Origin of the sequence: Polaribacter sp. (assembly GCF_024639685.1) — a bacterium.
Taxonomy (GTDB): Bacteria; Bacteroidota; Bacteroidia; order Flavobacteriales; family Flavobacteriaceae; genus Polaribacter.
Map to the genome: position 1 here is coordinate 48498 of NZ_JAHEHX010000004.1, position 18402 is coordinate 66899.

Genomic DNA, 18402 nt, shown 5'->3' on the forward strand with positions numbered 1-18402 from the left:
AATTTAATATTCTAAACCAATTTTAACCCTAACTTCATCTAATAATTTCATTAATTCCTTAGAAAAGTCATAAGTCATTATTGGACTTTCTTTTTCACCTTTTCTTAACAATTGACTAAAATGATCGGTTTCAAAATTATAACCGATGCTCTTATAATTAAAGTCTAAAATTTCAGATTGATCATCTTTGGTAATTGTTACTGTAGAAGGCTCATGAAATCTAGTATTTATTTTAACCTCAGCTTTATCAAACGTAAAAATAGCCTCTGTAACTGTCTCCTCAATTAAAGTACTTTTTAAATAAGCATTTGCATTCTTGTATTGAAAAACAATGTCACAAGAAGCATCTGCTCCATTTTCGAAAAATGTTGCGTCTGCTTTTATCTCCAATGGTTTTCCTAAAGTACTTAGAGCTACAAAAATTGGATAAATACCAATGTCTAGCAAAGAACCTCCACCAACTTCTTTTTTAAATAATCTACTGTCTGTATTATATTGGGTTACAAAACCAAAATCGGCTTTTAGCTCAATCAGTTTGCCGTATTTTTTATTTTTATAAAGATCTAATACAAGTTGGTAATGAGGTAAAAAATAGGTCCACAGTGCCTCCATTAAAAGCACATTATTTGCTTTTGCTACAGCAATCATTTCGTGTACCTCATTAGAGTTCATTGCAAAAGGCTTTTCACATAAAACTGCTTTTTTGTGTTGCAAACATAAAATAGCATGTTCTTTATGAAAACTGTGAGGTGTGGCAACATACACAGCATCCACATTTGGGTCTTCAGCTAGTGCTTTATAAGAATTATAGGCCTTATCTGCCCTAAATTTACTGGCAAATTCATTAGCTCTGTCTAGACTTCTAGAAGCTACAGCAACCAATTTTACATTATTTACATTTGCTAAATCTGTTGCAAACCTATCAGCAATTTTACCAAGACCAATTATTCCCCAATTAATAACTTTATCACTAACCATTATACTTCATTCAGTTTTAAATCATTTTTATATTTAAAAAATGATTGAATTAAAATTGCAATTCCCATTACCAAAACACAGCCTAATAGATTAAGCCATAAATAAGGTAACCAATCTAAAATAAAAACGAGTATGATTATAATTTGTGTAATTATTGCAGCAATAAAAACTGCATTTCCTCTCACAAATTTTATAAAAAATGCGAGTAAAAATATCCCTAGAACATTTCCATAAAATATAGAGCCAATAATGTTTACAAGCTGAATTAAATTATCGAATAAATTAGCAATACAAGCTACAGAAATTGCTATAATTCCCCAAACTAACGTAAACCATTTAGAGGCTCTTACATAATGTTCCTCACTCTTATCACCCTTTACATTTCTTTTGTATAAATCTATGGCAGTTATACTTGCTAATGCATTTAACTCTGAAGCAGTAGATGACATTGCTGCAGATAAAATAACTGCTAATAACAAACCTATTAAACCTCTTGGAAGGTTATTTAAAATGAAATGAATAAAGACATAGTCTTTATCATTAGATTCTATTTTTTTGAAATCTTTTTGTTGATTTAAAACAGTAATTAATCTTTTAGCTTCTTCTTTTAAAGCTAAATCTTTAGCATTTAAAACTTTAATTTTTTCTCTTTCTTTATCTTGAATACCATCAATAAAAAGCATTCTTTTTTCATCTTCAATTTTAGCATGTACACTTTCTAATTGCTGAAATTTAGTGCTAAATTTAGAGTTAGCAATTGCATCATTAACCTTTGGATTAAAATTTAAAGGTGCTGCATTAAATTGATAAAAAACAAAGACCATTACACCTACTAGCAGAATAAAAAATTGCATAGGCACTTTTAATAAGCCATTAAAAATTAGGCCTAACTGACTTTCTCTTACAGATTTACCAGACAGGTAACGTTGGACCTGACTTTGATCTGTTCCAAAATAAGATAACATTAAAAATGTTCCTCCTAAAATTCCTGTCCAGACAGTATATCTATTATTTAAATCAAAAGAAAAATCTAACACTTCCATTTTTCCACTTGCCCCTGCAATATCTAAAGCTTTACTAAAAGTTATATTTTCTGGAAGCTGGCTCATAATCATAAAAAATGCTACCAGCATTCCAAAGAATATGATGATCATCTGCTGTTTTTGAGTCACATTTACAGCCTTTGTACCTCCAGAAACTGTGTATATTATTACCAAAAAACCTATAATGATATTTAACACAAATAAGTCCCAGCCTAAAACAGCCGATAAAATAATAGCTGGTGCAAAAATGGTAATACCCGCTGCTAAACCTCTTTGTACCAAAAATAAAATTGCTGCGAAACTTCTTGTTTTTAAATCGAATCTACCTTCCAAAAACTCATAAGCTGTATAAACTTTTAACTTATGATAAATTGGTATAAAAACCGCACAAATAACAATCATAGCTATTGGTAAACCAAAATAAAACTGTACAAATCCCATTCCACTGTGAAAAGCCTGACCAGGAGTTGACAAAAACGTAATTGCACTTGCTTGTGTAGCCATAACAGAAAGACCAATTGTCCACCATTTAGAATCGTTGCCTCCTTTTATATAATCTGTAACATTACTGTTCTTGCGAGTTACATAAGTACCATAAGCAACTATAAAAACTAAAGTTATAGATAGAATGATCCAATCTACATAATGTATTTTACTTGCTACTACCATAAATTAACTTGTAAAATGGTTTGTTATTAAATAGAATAAAATCAAATAAATTAGATTCGCTATTAGAACGTAAGTGTAAACTTTTTCCCAGGTGTATTTAGGTTTTTCCATGCATTTAATTTTATCTAATTAGTCCTATTTCTTATTCTTTCCCCACACTGAGCATATTTGCAAATAATTTATAAGCTCCAGAAACACCTGCAGGTAATTCTCTAAAAAAACTTAAACCTGTATAAATATAATTTCCTTTGCCATATTTGGCGATTAACAAACTACCTAATTTAGGTGTATCTCCTTTATCTTTCATTGATAAAATTGGAGTGTATTGCTCACTCCACATATTTGGATAATACAAACCTCTTTCTTGCACCCATCCTTTAAAATCATTCTCGGTAATTTTATTCGGATAATTTAACAAAGAATTATTGGGATCTAAAACAGTTACCTCTGCAAGTTCGTCTGTAACTCGATCTCTTGAAAGTTTTAATGGGTAGGGTGCTTGTACATCTACTCCCTTATTTGTGTTATACTGTACAATCATATTACCCCCATTTTTAACATATTCTAACAAGTATTTTTGCTTAAACTGCAACTCATTAACAACATTATAAGCTCTAATTCCGAGAACAACAGCGTCAAATTGCTGTAAATTTTTTTCGTTTATTTCTGTTGGATTTATCTTAATAACATCATAACCAATTTGCTGCAAACTTTCTGGAACGGCATCTCCTGCTCCTTTTATATACCCAATATTATTTCCTTTCTTTTTAATGTTTAATCGAACAATTTTTGCTTCAGAGTTCTTAAGTACGGTTTGTTTAGGAATATGACTGTAATTAATTTCTATTAATTCTTTCGTAAACATTTGTCCTTTAGATTTTGCAACTACTTGCAAATTTCCTTTAGATTGATTTTTAGGAGGAGTAACTGTAAAAACAACCATTTGCTTATCATTCTTTTGTGCAATATTAAAGCCGATTTCATTGGGTGTAACAGACCAGTCTTTTGGTATTTCTAAATTAACTGTTCCAGATACAAAATTAGCTCCTGCTCTTACTTCTACTTCAACTTTTTTAGCAATACTATCCGAAAAAACAAGTACTTTATCCTTTAGTTTAGTGGTAACACTTGGGACAATTTCGAAAGGCTCGTAAATTTCGCCTATATCACGTTTTGAGTACCTTCTAATTACATTTTTAGTAATAGTTATTGGTATATAGTTTATGACCAAATTAAAATCTATTGTAATCTCTCTTGGTGTTTCTGGTTTACCAATTAACGTTTTATCATCTACGCTATACATCCCCAAAGATGATGCTTTCCTTAACCAATAAGGATCTGAATGATTAGCACCTTTTAAAGAAATATTCTCTTTAAATATTTTCTTTTTGTTGTTTGTTAATGAAATACCCTTATAAATATTTTTGTCTGAAGTGCTGGGTTGTATGGAAATTAATTCGATAGGATAATTACTTCTATTAATTACTTCAAAATTTACATCAATTTTTGAATTAGGAACTGCTGTAGAACTAACTGCAGATGCTTCTAAATACAACCCTAGAGATGCTGCTATAATTTCTTTAATTTGAGTTGTTTTTATTCTTTTCCAATGTTCATCTTCTAACTTATCTATCAAAGTATAAGCCTCTAGTAATTTTGGTAGGTGCTTGCCAGGATTTGTAAAATCAAAATTTTCTTCAATATCATATAAAATATCTCCTACTTCACCTCCATTTTTTAAACGATTCCAAGTAGTATTTATACCTGAAAAAATATCATTTTTATCTTTAGGTGATTCTCCTTTTAAAAATTCTACATATTCTGTTTGAGTACCTCTTATTGTTAATCTACCAAAACCTTGACATAAATGCTGACTACTAGCCATAGATGCTAATTCGTTATTCGATACTCCTTTTAAAGGATAATAAACACCAACATCAAATTGGGTAAAGTTTTTAGAGACTGCTTTAAATTGATCTTTATCGTTGTAAAACCAAGAAGATGTATTAAAAAATAACCTCTTTGGCTGCCAAGTATTAGTATATTCTAATTGATCTGCAAACTGATTTTCATCATTTGACAAATCAAAAGCTTCTACACTTAACATTGCAGAACTTGTATGATGACCATGAGTTGTACCTGGAGTTCTATGATTAAATCTATTGATAATTACATCTGGCTTAAAAGTTCTAATTGCCCATACTACATCGCTTAAAACTTCATTTTTATTCCAAATTTCTAAAGTTTCATCCGGGTGTTTAGAATACCCAAAATCATTGGCCCTTGTAAATAGCTGTTCACCTCCATCTATTTTTCTAGCCGCTAACAATTCTTGGGTTCTAATAACACCTAACAACTCTCTGATTTCTGGTCCTATTAAATTCTGTCCACCATCACCCCTTGTTAAAGACAAATACCCAGTTATTGCTTTAACTTCATTGGCTAAATAGGCAATTAAACGTGTGTTTTCGTCATCTGGATGAGCAGCAATGTATAAAGCTGTTCCTAAAAAATTTAGTTTTTTTATTTTCTGAAAAATTTCATTCGAGGAAAGTTTATCTGGCTTTTGAGAGAAAATTGATAGATTAACACATAGAAAAGTTAAAATAGAAAAAAGTAAATACTTCATTTTTTGTAGTTGGTTTCCTACAAATATACTTTTTTTTATTAGTAATTAATCTTGTACAATTTTAAATGTATTCTATTTAAAATTAAAAAGAAATTGCTCATAACCTGTTAATAAATTAATTTTAAAAGTCGCTTATTAAGATTATATTTGTAAATCAAATTAAGAAAAATAATCAATGAAATTTATTGTATCGAGTTCACAACTTTTAAGACAACTGCAGGTTTTAGGAGGCGTTATAAATAGCAACAACACCTTACCAATTTTAGACAACTTTTTATTTGAATTATCTGAAAATCAGCTTAAAGTATCTGCATCAGATTTAGAGACTACAATGAGTGCTGTGGTAGATGTAGAAAGTGATAGTTCTGGTTCAATTGCAGTTTCTGCACGTTTGTTATTAGATACTTTAAAAACGTTTCCAGATCAACCTTTAACATTTAAAACTGAAGGAGACAATAAAATAGAAATAATTTCTGATCAAGGTAAGTATGATATGGCTTATTTTGGTGGAGATGAATTTCCAAAATCAGTTTCTTTACCTAGTCCTAGCAAAACAGTTGTTCCTGCAAATATTTTAGGTACCGCAATTTCTAAAACTATATTTGCTGCTGGTAATGATGATTTAAGACCAGTAATGAGTGGTGTATTTTTTCAATTTAGTTCTCAAAGTTTAACTTTTGTAGCCACTGATGCTCATAAACTGGTAAAATACTCTAGAACAGATGTAACTGCAGATCAAACTGCAGAATTTATTATGCCAAAAAAACCTTTAAATTTATTAAAAGGTATTTTAGGTGGTTCTGAAAGCGAAGTCACTATTGAATATAATGATGCAAATGCAAAATTTACGTTTGATAATATTGTTTTGGTTTGTAGATTAATTGATGGCAAATACCCTAATTACGAAGCGGTTATACCAAAAGAAAATCCGAATAAATTAACTGTAGATAGAGCATCATTCTTAAATTCTGTTAGACGTGTTTCTATTTTTTCTAGTAAAACTACGCACCAGATTCGTTTAAAAATGGCTGGTACAGAATTAAATATTTCTGCAGAAGATTTAGATTTCTCTAACAAAGCAGATGAACGTTTGAGTTGCGATTATCAAGGTGATGATATGCAAATTGGTTTTAACTCACGCTTTTTAAGTGAAATGTTAAACAACTTAAGTTCTAGCGAAGTTTTAATTGAAATGTCTTTACCAAATAGAGCAGGTATTTTAACACCTATTGATGGTACAGATGAAGGAGAACAAGTAACTATGCTTGTTATGCCAGTAATGCTAAACAACTAGTTTTAGATAGTTTATATTTAAAACAATTTAAATATTAATACCACAATAATTCTGATTTTAAACTCAGAATTTATTGTGGTTTTTTGATTACATTTACTTGTATGAATTTCTTAGCACATCTCTATTTATCAGAAAATAATACCAATATTATGATTGGTAATTTTATTGCAGATCATGTAAGAGGAAATAATTTCAGGCATTTTAATACTGAAATTCAGCAAGGTCTATTTTTGCATAGAGAAATTGACACCTTTACAGATGCTCATCCTATAGTTAGAAAAAGCAAAAGACGTTTACACAAGCGTTACAGACATTATGATGGAGTAATTATAGATATTTTCTACGATTACTTTCTGGCAAAAAATTGGAATAGCTATTCAGAAATTCCTTTAGAGCTTTACACACAAAGTATTTATCAACTTTTTAAGGAGAAATCTTTAGAACTTCCCATCAAATCTCAGAACTTTATTAAATATATGATTGAGTATGATATTTTATACCATTATCAATTTAAAGAAGGAATTGCTAAAGTTTTAAATGGTATGAATCAGAGAACCAAAGGCAAATCTCAAATGAATTTAGCCATCGAAGATTTAGAAATACTACAAGAGGAATTAGAAGAAGATTTTACTTTATTTTTTAAAGATCTGCGTGCATTTACTAAAATTAAATTAAAAGAAATTCAATTGAAAATATGAGAAAACTAACTATTATAGCATACTTTGTATTTATTATAACTGCTTGTCATAATAAACCAGAACTTGGTTTAATTACAGAAAAAGCAATGGTAGTTTCTGCAAGAGTTGAAGCTTCAGAAATTGGTTCATCAATTTTAAAAAAAAGGGGAATGCTTATGATGCAATGGTTGCTACACATTTTGCATTAGCAGTTGTATACCCTGTTGCTGGTAATATTGGTGGAGGTGGTTTTATGGTGTATAGACATAATGATGGCAAAAAAGGGGCCTTAGATTTTAGGGAGAAAGCACCAATTACTGCTCACAAAGACATGTATTTAGATTCCTTAGGTAATGTTAATAAAAAAAAAAGTGTTTTAGGTGCACATGCAGTGGGTATTCCTAGTTCTGTGGCTGGTGTTTTTGAAGTACATAAAAAATTAGGGAGTTTACCTTTTTCTGATTTGGTTCAACCAGCCATTGATTTAGCAAAAAACGGTATTATAGTTACTGAAAAACAAGCTAAAAGTTTAAACTATGCAACTGAAAGATTTAGAAAAGTAAATAATTATAAAACTATTTTTGATAAAGAATGGAAAGCAGGTGACACTTTTATTCAGAATGAATTAGCACAAACTTTAGAACAAATTAGAGATTTTGGTAAAGATGGATTCTATAAGGGTAAAACTGCAGATTTCCTAGTAAATTACATCACAGAATTAGGAGGAATAATTTCTCACAAAGATTTAGAAAACTACAAAGCTGTATGGAGAAAACCTATTGAATTTTCTTACAAAAATCATAATATTACTTCCATGACTTTACCTGCAAGTGGTGGTATTTGTTTAGCTCAGATTCTAAAGTCGATAGAACCTTATGATTTATCAAAAATAAAACATAATTCATCAAAATATATTCAACTTTTAACTGAAGCAGAAAAACGTGCTTATGCAGATAGAGCTCACTATTTAGGGGACATCGATTATGTAGATGTTCCTTTAGATAGTTTAGCTAGCACCAAATATTTAAAAAAGAGAATGAGCTCTTTTTCTTGGGATAAAGCTACACCTTCATCAGCAATTTCTCATGGTAAAATTCTAGGTTATGAAAGTGATGAAACCACCCATTATTCTATTGTAGATCAATTTGGAAATGCAGTTTCAGTTACAACCACTTTAAATACAGGTTATGGCTCTAAAGTCTTAGTAAAAGGTGCTGGTTTTTTTCTAAATAATGAAATGGATGATTTTTCTAGCAAACCTGGTGTTCCAAATGTGTACGGTTTAGTTGGTTCTAAGGCAAATGCAATAGCTCCAGAAAAACGAATGTTAAGCTCAATGACACCAACAATAGTAGAGAAAGATGGTCAATTAAAAATGGTTGTTGGTACTCCTGGAGGTTCTACAATTATAACCTCTGTTTTGCAAAATATTATTAATGTAGTCGATTATAAAATGGGCATGCAAGAATCTGTAAATAAACCACGTTTTCATCATCAATGGTTACCAGACGTTATAAGAATGGAACCGAATGGTTTTGACAAGAACACAAAGAAAAACCTCAATAAGTTAGGCTATGATTTACTAGAAAGAAACTCTTTGATTATTGGTAGAGTTGATGCAATTTTAGTTTTACCTAATGGAAAATTAGAAGCTGGCGCAGACAAAAGAGGTGATGATGCAGCAGCAGGATTTTAAAGCAAACTTTAAACTTTATACAAACTTAAAATTTCAACAACTTAAAAATTATAATGATACAACCCTTCCATTTAGCAATACCTGTTCAAAATTTAGAAAAATGCAGAACCTTTTATAGAGATGTTTTACAATGCAAAGAAGCCAGAAGCACAGAGAATTGGGTAGACTTTAATCTCTTTGGACATCAATTGGTTCTTCATCAAAAAGATGATTTTAAGCCAGAAAGAATTTCAAATCCTGTAGACGGTTTTGAGGTACCTGTTCCTCATTTTGGAGTCGTTTTAACATGGAAAGACTGGCATAAACTTGCTGAACATTTAAAAGCTTTAAATATAAAGTTTGAAATAGCTCCATGCATTCGTTTCAAGGGTAAGGTTGGCGAACAAGCCACTATGTTTTTTAAAGACCCAGAAAATAATGCTTTAGAATTCAAAGCTTTTCAAGATATTGGACAATTATTTGCCAAGTAATTTTTTTGTGATTTTTTTAAGTTTGATTTTTTTACCTTTAAAAAATTAACCAAACTTTAAGATCATGAAAAAAATAATTTTTCTTTTTGCGATAATTCTAAACTACACAAGTTTTTCTCAAGGAACAAGATTATTAAGACAACCAACATTATCTAAAAATCAAGTAGTATTTGTACATGCTGCAGATTTGTGGAAAGCACCAATAAATGGCGGAAATGCCATAAGACTTACAAGTGATGATGGTTATGAGTCTAGTCCAAAATTTTCTAAAGATGGGCAATGGATTGCTTTTACAGCTCAATATGATGGAAATATTGATGTTTATATAGTTTCAATTAATGGCGGTGAACCTAAAAGACTAACTTATCACTCAGCTTCAGACATTGTACAAGGTTGGACACCTGATGGTAAAATATTATTCAGATCTAACAGAGAAGGCAGACCCACACAAACCAATAAATTCTTTACCATTTCAACAAAAGGCGGATTGCCAGAAGCTTTTGATATTCCAAGAGCAGCCTTTGGAGAAATTTCTGAAGACAATACATATATTGCCTATACACCTATTACAAGTTGGGATGCTGAATGGAGAAATTATAGAGGAGGACAAGCAATGCCTATTTGGATTGTAAATCTTAAAACCAAAGAATTGATAAAAACACCACAATTAGATGGTGAACGTCATGTAAATCCTGTTTGGCATAAAGGTAATGTATATTACATTTCAGAAAGAGATTATACAGCCAACATTTGGTCTTACAATATTAAAACAAAGCAAGAAACACAAGTTACCTTTCATAAAAAGTTTGATGTTAAAAATATTGATGCCAATCAAAATGGAATAGTGTATGAGCAAGGAGGTTTTTTGCATTTATTAAATCCTGAAACTAAACAAAGTAATCAAATTGTTATTAATGTAAAAGGAGATTTAAACTACTCTAGAACAAGATGGATGAATGTTTCTGGCAGAAACTTAACCAACCCAAATGTATCTCCTAAAGGGAAAAGAGCTATTTTTGAACATCGAGGAGAAATTTTTACAATACCTAAAGAAAATGGTACTTGGAGGAATTTAACCAATTCGTCAGCAGTTGCAGATCGTTCTCCTATTTGGTCTCCAAAAGGAGATAGAGTTGCTTGGTTTTCTGACAAAAATGGAGAATATGAATTGGTTTTAGCTGATCAAACTGGAGCTAATCAAGAATATATAAAACTCCCAAATCCAACTTTTTATTTTCAACCTGATTGGTCTCCAAATGGAAAATATATCGCTTACACAGATACCAATTTTGTAATTTGGATTATTAATTTAGAAACTAAAAAAATTGTAAAAGCAGATGCTGATGGTTTTGCACATCCAGATCGAAGTATGAATCCTAAATTTTCTCCTGACAGTGATTGGATTGTCTATGCAAAACAAAATGATAATAGTTTTAAATCTGTTTATGCATATCAATTAAGTACTAAAAAAATTGTGCAAATAACAGATAAAATTGCAGATGCAATTTCTCCTGTTTGGGATGCTTCAGGTAAATACATATATACTTTAGCAAGTACAGATTATGGCTTACAAACAGGTTGGTTAGACATGTCTTCTTACGACCCTAGTGTAACTAGAACTTTATATGCAATTGTACTAAATTCAAAGGATAAAGCTCCTAATCTTCCAAAAACAGATGAAGAAGAAAACCCAAAATCAAAATCTAATGATTCAAAAAAGAAAGAAGATAAAAAAGAGAGTAGTAAAAAAACAATCATAGATGAAAATGGCATTTTTGATAGAGCTGTGGCTTTAGATTTACCTATCAGCAATTACGTTGGTTTATTAAAAGGACCAAAAAACAAAGTTTTTATTGCTGAATCAAAACCCAACAGTAGAGGTTTAACTTTATATAGTTTTGATGTTGCAAAAGAAAAATCAACTGTGTTTGCAACAGGAGTTTCTTCTATGACTGCCTCTAGTGATGCAAGTTCAATTTTATTATCTAAAGATAATAGCTGGAGCTTAAATAAAGCTGCTGCTGCAAAAGCAGGCAAAGAAAGCTTAAAAACTAACTTAAAAATTAAAGTAGATCCTAAAGCAGAGGCTCATCAAATCTTTAAAGAAGGGTGGCGCTTTATGAGAGATTTTCTTTATGTAGATAATGTGCATGGTGCTCCTTGGAATGCTATTTATAACTGGTATTCTCCATGGATAAATGATGTTAGACACAGAACCGATTTAAATTATGTGATAGACATAATGAGTGGTGAAGTTGCTATTGGGCATTCTTATGTTTCTGGTGGAGATTTACCAAATGTAAATAGAGTTGCTGTAGGGTTATTAGGTGCAGATTTAGAAAAATACAAAGGTTACTATAGATTCAAGAAAATTTATAAAGGCGAACGTTGGAATCCGAATATTTTTGCTCCATTAGGTTTACCTGGAATCAATGTAAACAAAGGTGATTATTTAGTAGCTATAAATGGTGTAGATTTAACTTCAGAAATGAATCCATATCAATTATTAGAACAAACAGCTGGTAGAGAAATTTATATTAAAGTTAACAATAAACCCTCTCAAAAAGATGCTAAATCAATTTTAATAACACCAACAGCAAGCGAAAGAGGTTTAAGAAATATAGATTGGGTAGAAAGTAATCGTAGAAAAGTTGATGAATTATCAAATGGAAAATTAGCTTACGTTTATGTTCCAAATACAAGCAACCCAGGTTTTACATCTTTTAATAGATACTACTTTTCTCAACAAGATAAAAAAGGTGTTGTAATTGATGAAAGAAATAATGGAGGTGGTTCTGCAGCCGATTATATGATAGACATAATGTCTAGAGAAGTTGTTGGTTATTTTAACAGTAAATCAGAAAGCAGAAAACCTTGGACAACACCAATGGCTGGAATTTGGGGGCCAAAAGTGATGATAATTAACGAAAGAGCTGGTTCTGGAGGGGATTTGTTACCCTATATGTTTAAAGTAAAAAACTTAGGAACCCTAGTTGGAACTAGAACTTGGGGTGGTTTAGTTGGTACTTGGGACACTCCAAGATTTATAGATGGAGGAAGAATGGTTGCACCAAGAGGTGGTTTTTACGATGTTGATGGCAATTGGGCTGTTGAAGCAGAAGGTGTAGCTCCAGATATTGAAGTACATCAAACCCCAAAAGTAGTTTTATCTGGTAAAGATCCTCAATTAGAAAGAGCGGTTGCAGAAGCTTTACGTTTATTAAAAGGAAATGAATTTATTTTAAAACCAGAGCCAAAAGCACCAATTCGTTCTAAAAGACCTAAAGGATATCAAAAAGACAATTAATATGCTAAAAACAATTCCCACTTTTGTGGGAATTGTTTTTTAATGAAACTCATCTTTACTTGAAAGTTATCGAAAGTCATATTGCATTAGAATTAGAAAAGCCAGTTCGTTTTCAAGAATATGGAGTGGGTATTTTCAACACAATACCTAACAAATCTGGAATTAAAAAAGCAATTAAAAAAGAACTCATTTTAATTGATGATGAACTTGCAACCACGTCTAAATATATTTCAGGAGGAGAAAAAATTGTGCTTTTAAAAGATAAAAAATCAGAAGAATTTAGCAGATTAAAATTAGATTTAGAAGTATTATATGAAGATGATTATTTAGCCATAGTCTATAAGCCTTCAGGCATTTTAGTAAGTGGCAACAAGTTTGTAACTATTGCAAATGCACTAGCTCAAAATCTAAAAAAAAGCAATCAAACAGATGCAGTAAAACCACAACCTGTGCATAGGTTAGATTACCCAACCTCTGGATTATTGTTAGTAGGAAAAACAAGCATTGCCATTCAAAAACTAAGTGTGTTGTTTCAAAAAAAAGAAATTCAAAAAACCTATTTTGCAATTACAATTAATGAAATGAAAAAAGAAGGTTTTATAGATAGTTATATAGATAACAAAGAATCATATTCTTCTTTTAAAGTTTTAGATTCTGTAAAATCAGAAAGATTTCATTTTTTGAATTTGGTAAAACTATCACCAAAAACTGGTAGAAAACATCAATTAAGAAAACATTTATTATCGCTTAAAAATCCTATTTTGGGTGATAAAGAATATTACTTAACTGATAAAATTTTAAAAGGAAAAGGGTTGTATTTGCATGCTGCACATTTAGAATTTAAACATCCATTTAGTTCAAAAAAAATTAATATTTATAAAGAATTACCTAAAAAATTCAAATCCATATTTCCAGATATTTTAATAAAAAACTACCTAAATGTTACTAATTAGACCTAATTGTGAACATTGTAATAAAAGCTTACCTAATACTTCTTCTGTGAATTGAATGAGTGTTGTTCTTTATTTCAAGTGTATTGCATAAAAAAACACCTACATTTCTGTAACTGCTTAATTTACTTTTTTTTAGAGTCTCGTTTGACTTTGTTCTTTGGATTTGTAGTATCTATTTTAGGAAATCTACCATAGTTGCCCATCCCATCCATATCCATTGTATCTGGTTGATTGTAATTTGGATAGTTATTTTCTCTTTGTTTTTTACTTGAGTAATAAATATTCCATAGTGTAAAGTACATATACACCGAGAAAATTACTCCACCTACTATAAAAAATTCTAAATTCATCTTTTTATGTTATTTCTACGTTGTCTGATTGCTATCGCAAATAAGAGGATAGTTCCTGGCCAGTGAGCTGAATACTGCGCTTGTTCGGAGTTACCCATAACTCCCAGTCCAATGGAATATATCATACAAATGAATGCTAGTATGATGGGATACCATTTGTTTAAAAATTGTTTAAATTTTACCATAATCTTTATTTTAATTGTTTATTGTACTGAGTTGTAAATGTAAAGACCGTATACTAACAACAAATTTTGATTTATCATCACTAAATTCCATTGCTTTAGTTTTAAAAAATTTAGTAGGTTTAGTTAATACTGTCTTATACCAAATGTAATTTGTTTTAATGCTTTCATTAATAAACCATTTTTTTTAAATATAATGATTTTATATTTAACCTACTTCAGAGGCTATGATTTGTTCTTTCGAATGCACATACTGCAAGACTTGTGCTATAGAAATTTTTAAAAATGTTTGCCCTAGTTGTTCAGGTAATTTCGTAAAACGTCCAATTCATGCATTGAATATGATAGAAAAATACCCTGCATAAAAAAAAGAAATATACAAACCAAAGAATTTAGAAGATGTAAAAATAAATTCCAATAAATATAAAAATATAAAACCCACAGAAAGATACAGTCCATTTATTATTGAAAAATGATTAAATCATTCCAAAACAATTCACTTGTGATTTTTAATTAATAAATTTGTCTTTTACACTATTTGATAATTCTATGAAGAAGTTTTTTAAAATTTTAGCAGTTCTAATTATATTAATTGTTGGTTTTTTAGCCATTTATTACTTTGCCAATAATGAAGAATTGCCTGAAGGTAAAAAAGGTAAAGAAGCAGAAGCTCTGGCTATTAAAATGTACAATGCCATAAATCATGAAGCGTTTGAAAATACTGAAATTATAGAATGGAATTTTAGAAATGCTCATTTTTACAAATGGTATAAACAAAAAAATAGTGTTGAAGTTTCTTGGGATGAAAATAAGGTGATTCTAAACACAAAAGACACCTCTAAATCTGAGGTGTATGTAAATGATAATAAAACAAATAATCAGGAATTAATAGCTACAGCAGAAGCTTACTTTAACAACGATTCTTTTTGGTTAATTGCACCTTATAAAATATTCGATCCTGGTACAGAAAGAAGTATTGTACAACATGAAGGTAAAGAAGCATTGATGATTACCTATACTTCTGGAGGTACTACACCTGGAGATTCTTACTTATGGATATTAGATGATAACTATATACCAACTTCTTATAAAATGTGGACATCTATAATTCCAATTGGTGGGGTTTCTGCCACTTGGTCTAATTACAAAACTACAGAAGCTGGAATTTTACTCCCAAAAAATCATACATTATCAATATTTGATTTAAGTATGGAGTTAGGCAACGTAAAGGCTTATAATAAAAAAGCCAATGCATTAGCCAATAAAATTTTAACTGCTATTAAACACGAAAAGTATAAAAAGACTAAATTTATAGAATGGAGTTTTGGAGGCAGAAGAAGTTTTAAATGGGACAAAGAAAATTATATTGTAGATGTTTCTTGGGAAGATTTCCGAGTACAATTACATCCAGAAAATTTAGACAATAGTATTGTATTTTTTGAAGGTGAAAAACAAGAGGATACAGACGAAAAAATTGTAAAAAGAGCTTGGGATATTTTTAATAACGATTCTTTTTGGCTAGTAGCACCTCATAAATTATATGATAATGGAGTAATAAGAACTTTAGAAACTATAGATGACGAAATTGGATTAAGAGTAACCTATACTTCTGGAGGCACAACTCCTGGAGATAGTTATGTTTGGTTGTTAGATGAAGATTATATTCCTAAAAGTTATAAGATCTATTTAAAAAATGGCAGAATGAATGGTACACCTGCCACTTGGGAAAATTGGATTACAACAGAAAGTGGCACCTTATTGCCTACAAATCATACCTTCTCTAATGGAGCAACATTAAGCATGGGAGAAGTTAAAGCATACAACTAATGAGTCCTAATGTTATTGCAAACGGAATTTTAAGAGCCTTGGCTATTTTGCTAGGTATTTCTCTGTTATTGTACTTCTTATTTACAATACAATCGGTTATTTTATTTATAATTATTGCTGGGGTTTTATCCTTAATTGGGCGCCCCATTATTATTTTCTTAAGACGAAGACTAAAGTTTCCTAATACAATAGCTGTTGTTACTACTATGTTTCTTATGCTTAGCTTATTAACAGGTATAATCGTTTTATTTATTCCTTTAATTATTGAGCAAGGTAAAAACCTGTCACTTCTAGAAGTTGAAAAGTTACAAGCAAATATTCAAGATATAATTACTCAAATAACAACTTATTTTTCTTCTAAAGGAATAAATATTTTAGATGAATTAATGAATGTAGATTTTTCCAATCAATTTAAAACAATTCCCGATCTTTTCAACTCAATTCTTGGAACATTAGGAAACTTAAGTGTTGGTCTTTTTTCTGTATTATTTATTTGTTTTTTCTTTATGAAAGATAGTAGAATTCTTAAAAATGGTATTTTATTGTTTATTCCTAAAAACAATGAAACTCGTTTTTCTGACTCCTTGGAAACTATTAATGATTTACTATCGAGATATTTTATTGGGTTAATTTTTCAAATTACAATCCTTTTTATCATATATACAGTTGTATTACTACTTTTTGGTATTTCTAATGCTGTTGTCATCGCATTTTTATGTGCATTATTAAATCTAATTCCTTATGTAGGACCTATTATCGGTGCCTTAATAATGTTTACACTATCTATGACAAGTAATATTGGACAAGATTTTCAAAGTTATATTTTACCAACATCCTTAAAAATTATGATTTGGTATTTCTTTGCTCAATTACTAGATAATTTTGTAAGTCAGCCGGTAATTTTTTCTAAAACCACAAAATCGCACCCTTTAGAAATATTTTTAGCCATTGTAATTGGTGGGCTGCTATCTGGCGTGATTGGTATGATTACAGCTGTTCCTGTTTACACAGCCTTAAAAGTTATTTTAAAAGAGTTTTTATCAGAAAATAAAATTGTAAAATCACTAACTAAAAATATTTAATAGTTTTGAATTTAGCAATTCTAGAAGATGACATACAGCAATATATTTCTGATCATTTGAAAACAGATGTTACCAAGCTAATTCTAAAAGGAAGTCCTTTTAAGGAAGTGCCTATTCAAGATTTAGCCAATCAAATTGTAGCAAAACAAAAGTCAGAAAACAAACTACCTACATGGTTTATAAATAAAAAAACATACTATCCGAATAAGGTTAGTATAGAACAAACATCTTCTGAAATTACAGCAAATTATAAATCTAAAATTGTTTCAGGGAATACAATTATAGATATTACTGGAGGTTTTGGGGTTGATTGCTACTATTTTTCTAAATCTTTTAATGCGGTTATACATTGCGAAATAAACGAAACTCTCTCTAAAATAGTAACCTACAATTTTGAAAAATTAAATGTTTCTTCTATAAAAACTCATGCAGGTAATGGATTTGATTATTTAAAAAATACCACAGAAGATTTTGACTGTATTTATATAGATCCATCAAGAAGAAGTGATGTAAAAGGTAAAGTATTTTTACTAAAAGATTGCTTGCCATATGTACCTCCAAAATTAGACTTCTTTTTTACAAAAGCTAAACACATTCTTGTAAAGGTATCTCCTCTATTAGATATCTCTCAAACAATTAATGATTTAAAAAATGTAAAAGAGGTACACATTGTTGCAGTTCGTAACGAAGTTAAAGAATTACTATTTCTACTAGAAAAAGGTTTTACAGCTAAAGTTATTATAAAAACAGTGAATTTTCAAAAAGAGAAAGTTCAACAATTAAATTTTGCTTTTCAAGAGGACACATACTCAGATTACGAAATGCCTCTCACCTATTTATATGAGCCAAATAGTGCTATCTTAAAATCTGGCTGTTTCCAACAAATTTCAAAAAAAACAAATACGTTTAAGCTGCACCAACATTCCCATCTTTTTACTGCTCAGCAACTATTAGATTTTCCTGGTAAACGTTTTAAAATTGATACTGTTGTAAAGTATGACAAAAAAGAATTAAAAAAATTAATTCCGAATCAAAAAGCAAACTTTACCATTCGCAACTTTCCAAAAACTGTTGCACAACTTAGAAAAGAAACTAAAATTAAAGATGGTGGTCATATTTATGTTTTTTTTACAAGAAATAAAAAAAATAAACTAATTAGTATTATTTGCAGTAAAGTTTAAGCAACCGATGTTCAGAAAATAGGTGACAATAAGAGTAGCTAAGTCTTTTTTTTATGCTTTTTAT

Annotated in this window: 13 protein-coding genes and 1 pseudogene; 10 read left to right on the forward strand and 4 right to left on the reverse strand. The window is 30.0% G+C overall.

Features of this window, described 5'->3' with window-relative positions:
• Nucleotides 1–3: 3 nt before the first annotated feature.
• The 3 genes from Q0L44_RS03940 to Q0L44_RS03950 all read right to left on the reverse strand — a co-directional run bounded on the left by Q0L44_RS03940 (nucleotide 4) and on the right by Q0L44_RS03950 (nucleotide 5319).
• Nucleotides 4–978: a Gfo/Idh/MocA family oxidoreductase gene (locus Q0L44_RS03940; protein WP_296635567.1), complete on the reverse strand. Its 975-nt coding sequence runs from the start codon at nucleotides 976–978 to the stop codon at nucleotides 4–6.
• Nucleotides 978–2690, reverse strand: coding sequence for a sodium:solute symporter (locus Q0L44_RS03945; protein WP_296635569.1), 1713 nt, complete (start codon nucleotides 2688–2690; stop codon nucleotides 978–980). The genes Q0L44_RS03940 and Q0L44_RS03945 overlap by 1 nt, the downstream gene beginning before the upstream one ends.
• Before the next feature lie 142 nt (nucleotides 2691–2832).
• On the reverse strand, nucleotides 2833–5319 hold the full coding sequence (locus tag Q0L44_RS03950; RefSeq protein ID WP_296635573.1) for a PIG-L family deacetylase: 2487 nt from the start codon (nucleotides 5317–5319) through the stop codon (nucleotides 2833–2835).
• A gap of 175 nt (nucleotides 5320–5494) precedes the next feature.
• Between Q0L44_RS03950 and dnaN the strand changes: the two genes are divergently transcribed.
• The 6 genes and pseudogenes from dnaN (at nucleotide 5495) to Q0L44_RS03980 (ending at nucleotide 13716) form a co-directional block, all read left to right on the forward strand.
• Complete coding sequence (gene dnaN / locus Q0L44_RS03955) at nucleotides 5495–6613, forward strand: DNA polymerase III subunit beta (RefSeq protein ID WP_296635575.1); 1119 nt, start codon at nucleotides 5495–5497, stop codon at nucleotides 6611–6613.
• A gap of 149 nt (nucleotides 6614–6762) precedes the next feature.
• Entirely contained in the window at nucleotides 6763–7311 is a 549-nt protein-coding gene (locus Q0L44_RS03960; RefSeq protein ID WP_296635620.1) for an acyl carrier protein phosphodiesterase, read from the forward strand.
• Nucleotides 7308–8986: pseudogene (ggt, locus tag Q0L44_RS03965) on the forward strand (gamma-glutamyltransferase). The gene Q0L44_RS03960 and the pseudogene ggt overlap by 4 nt, the downstream one beginning before the upstream one ends.
• Before the next feature lie 53 nt (nucleotides 8987–9039).
• Nucleotides 9040–9456 (forward strand): VOC family protein, encoded by a 417-nt coding sequence (locus Q0L44_RS03970; protein ID WP_296635577.1) that lies wholly within the window; start codon nucleotides 9040–9042, stop codon nucleotides 9454–9456.
• A gap of 64 nt (nucleotides 9457–9520) precedes the next feature.
• On the forward strand, nucleotides 9521–12763 hold the full coding sequence (locus Q0L44_RS03975) for a S41 family peptidase (RefSeq protein ID WP_296635579.1): 3243 nt from the start codon (nucleotides 9521–9523) through the stop codon (nucleotides 12761–12763).
• A gap of 59 nt (nucleotides 12764–12822) precedes the next feature.
• A complete protein-coding gene (locus Q0L44_RS03980) occupies nucleotides 12823–13716 on the forward strand; it encodes an RluA family pseudouridine synthase (protein WP_296635583.1) in 894 nt (297 codons plus the stop codon).
• 122 nt (nucleotides 13717–13838) lie between these two features.
• Here the strand turns inward: Q0L44_RS03980 and Q0L44_RS03985 are convergent, their stop codons facing one another.
• Nucleotides 13839–14066, reverse strand: a complete 228-nt coding sequence (locus Q0L44_RS03985; RefSeq protein ID WP_296635585.1) for a hypothetical protein — start codon at nucleotides 14064–14066, stop codon at nucleotides 13839–13841.
• Nucleotides 14067–14475: 409 nt separating this feature from the next.
• Here Q0L44_RS03985 and Q0L44_RS03990 point away from each other — a divergent pair, with 409 nt between their 5' ends.
• The 4 genes from Q0L44_RS03990 (at nucleotide 14476) to Q0L44_RS04005 (ending at nucleotide 18338) form a co-directional block, all read left to right on the forward strand.
• On the forward strand, nucleotides 14476–14613 hold the full coding sequence (locus Q0L44_RS03990) for a DUF1272 domain-containing protein (RefSeq protein WP_296635587.1): 138 nt from the start codon (nucleotides 14476–14478) through the stop codon (nucleotides 14611–14613).
• A gap of 157 nt (nucleotides 14614–14770) precedes the next feature.
• Nucleotides 14771–16075, forward strand: a complete 1305-nt coding sequence (locus tag Q0L44_RS03995; RefSeq protein ID WP_296635589.1) for a hypothetical protein — start codon at nucleotides 14771–14773, stop codon at nucleotides 16073–16075.
• The gene (locus Q0L44_RS04000; RefSeq protein ID WP_296635592.1) at nucleotides 16075–17157 is read left to right on the forward strand and encodes an AI-2E family transporter; all 1083 of its coding nucleotides are present in this window, start codon (nucleotides 16075–16077) and stop codon (nucleotides 17155–17157) included. The genes Q0L44_RS03995 and Q0L44_RS04000 overlap by 1 nt, the downstream gene beginning before the upstream one ends.
• Before the next feature lie 5 nt (nucleotides 17158–17162).
• Nucleotides 17163–18338, forward strand: coding sequence for a class I SAM-dependent methyltransferase (locus Q0L44_RS04005; protein ID WP_296635594.1), 1176 nt, complete (start codon nucleotides 17163–17165; stop codon nucleotides 18336–18338).
• Nucleotides 18339–18402: the final 64 nt, after the last annotated feature.

Coding starts and splice junctions, on each gene's coding strand:
- Q0L44_RS03975 (WP_296635579.1), top strand. CDS start 9,521: ATGAAAAAAATAATTTTTCTTTTTGCGATAATTCTAAACTACACAAGT.
- Q0L44_RS03985 (WP_296635585.1), bottom strand. CDS start 14,066: ATGAATTTAGAATTTTTTATAGTAGGTGGAGTAATTTTCTCGGTGTAT.
- Q0L44_RS03950 (WP_296635573.1), bottom strand. CDS start 5,319: ATGAAGTATTTACTTTTTTCTATTTTAACTTTTCTATGTGTTAATCTA.
- Q0L44_RS03960 (WP_296635620.1), top strand. CDS start 6,763: ATGATTGGTAATTTTATTGCAGATCATGTAAGAGGAAATAATTTCAGG.
- Q0L44_RS03970 (WP_296635577.1), top strand. CDS start 9,040: ATGATACAACCCTTCCATTTAGCAATACCTGTTCAAAATTTAGAAAAA.
- Q0L44_RS04000 (WP_296635592.1), top strand. CDS start 16,075: ATGAGTCCTAATGTTATTGCAAACGGAATTTTAAGAGCCTTGGCTATT.
- Q0L44_RS03940 (WP_296635567.1), bottom strand. CDS start 978: ATGGTTAGTGATAAAGTTATTAATTGGGGAATAATTGGTCTTGGTAAA.
- dnaN (WP_296635575.1), top strand. CDS start 5,495: ATGAAATTTATTGTATCGAGTTCACAACTTTTAAGACAACTGCAGGTT.
- Q0L44_RS03945 (WP_296635569.1), bottom strand. CDS start 2,690: ATGGTAGTAGCAAGTAAAATACATTATGTAGATTGGATCATTCTATCT.
- Q0L44_RS03990 (WP_296635587.1), top strand. CDS start 14,476: ATGATTTGTTCTTTCGAATGCACATACTGCAAGACTTGTGCTATAGAA.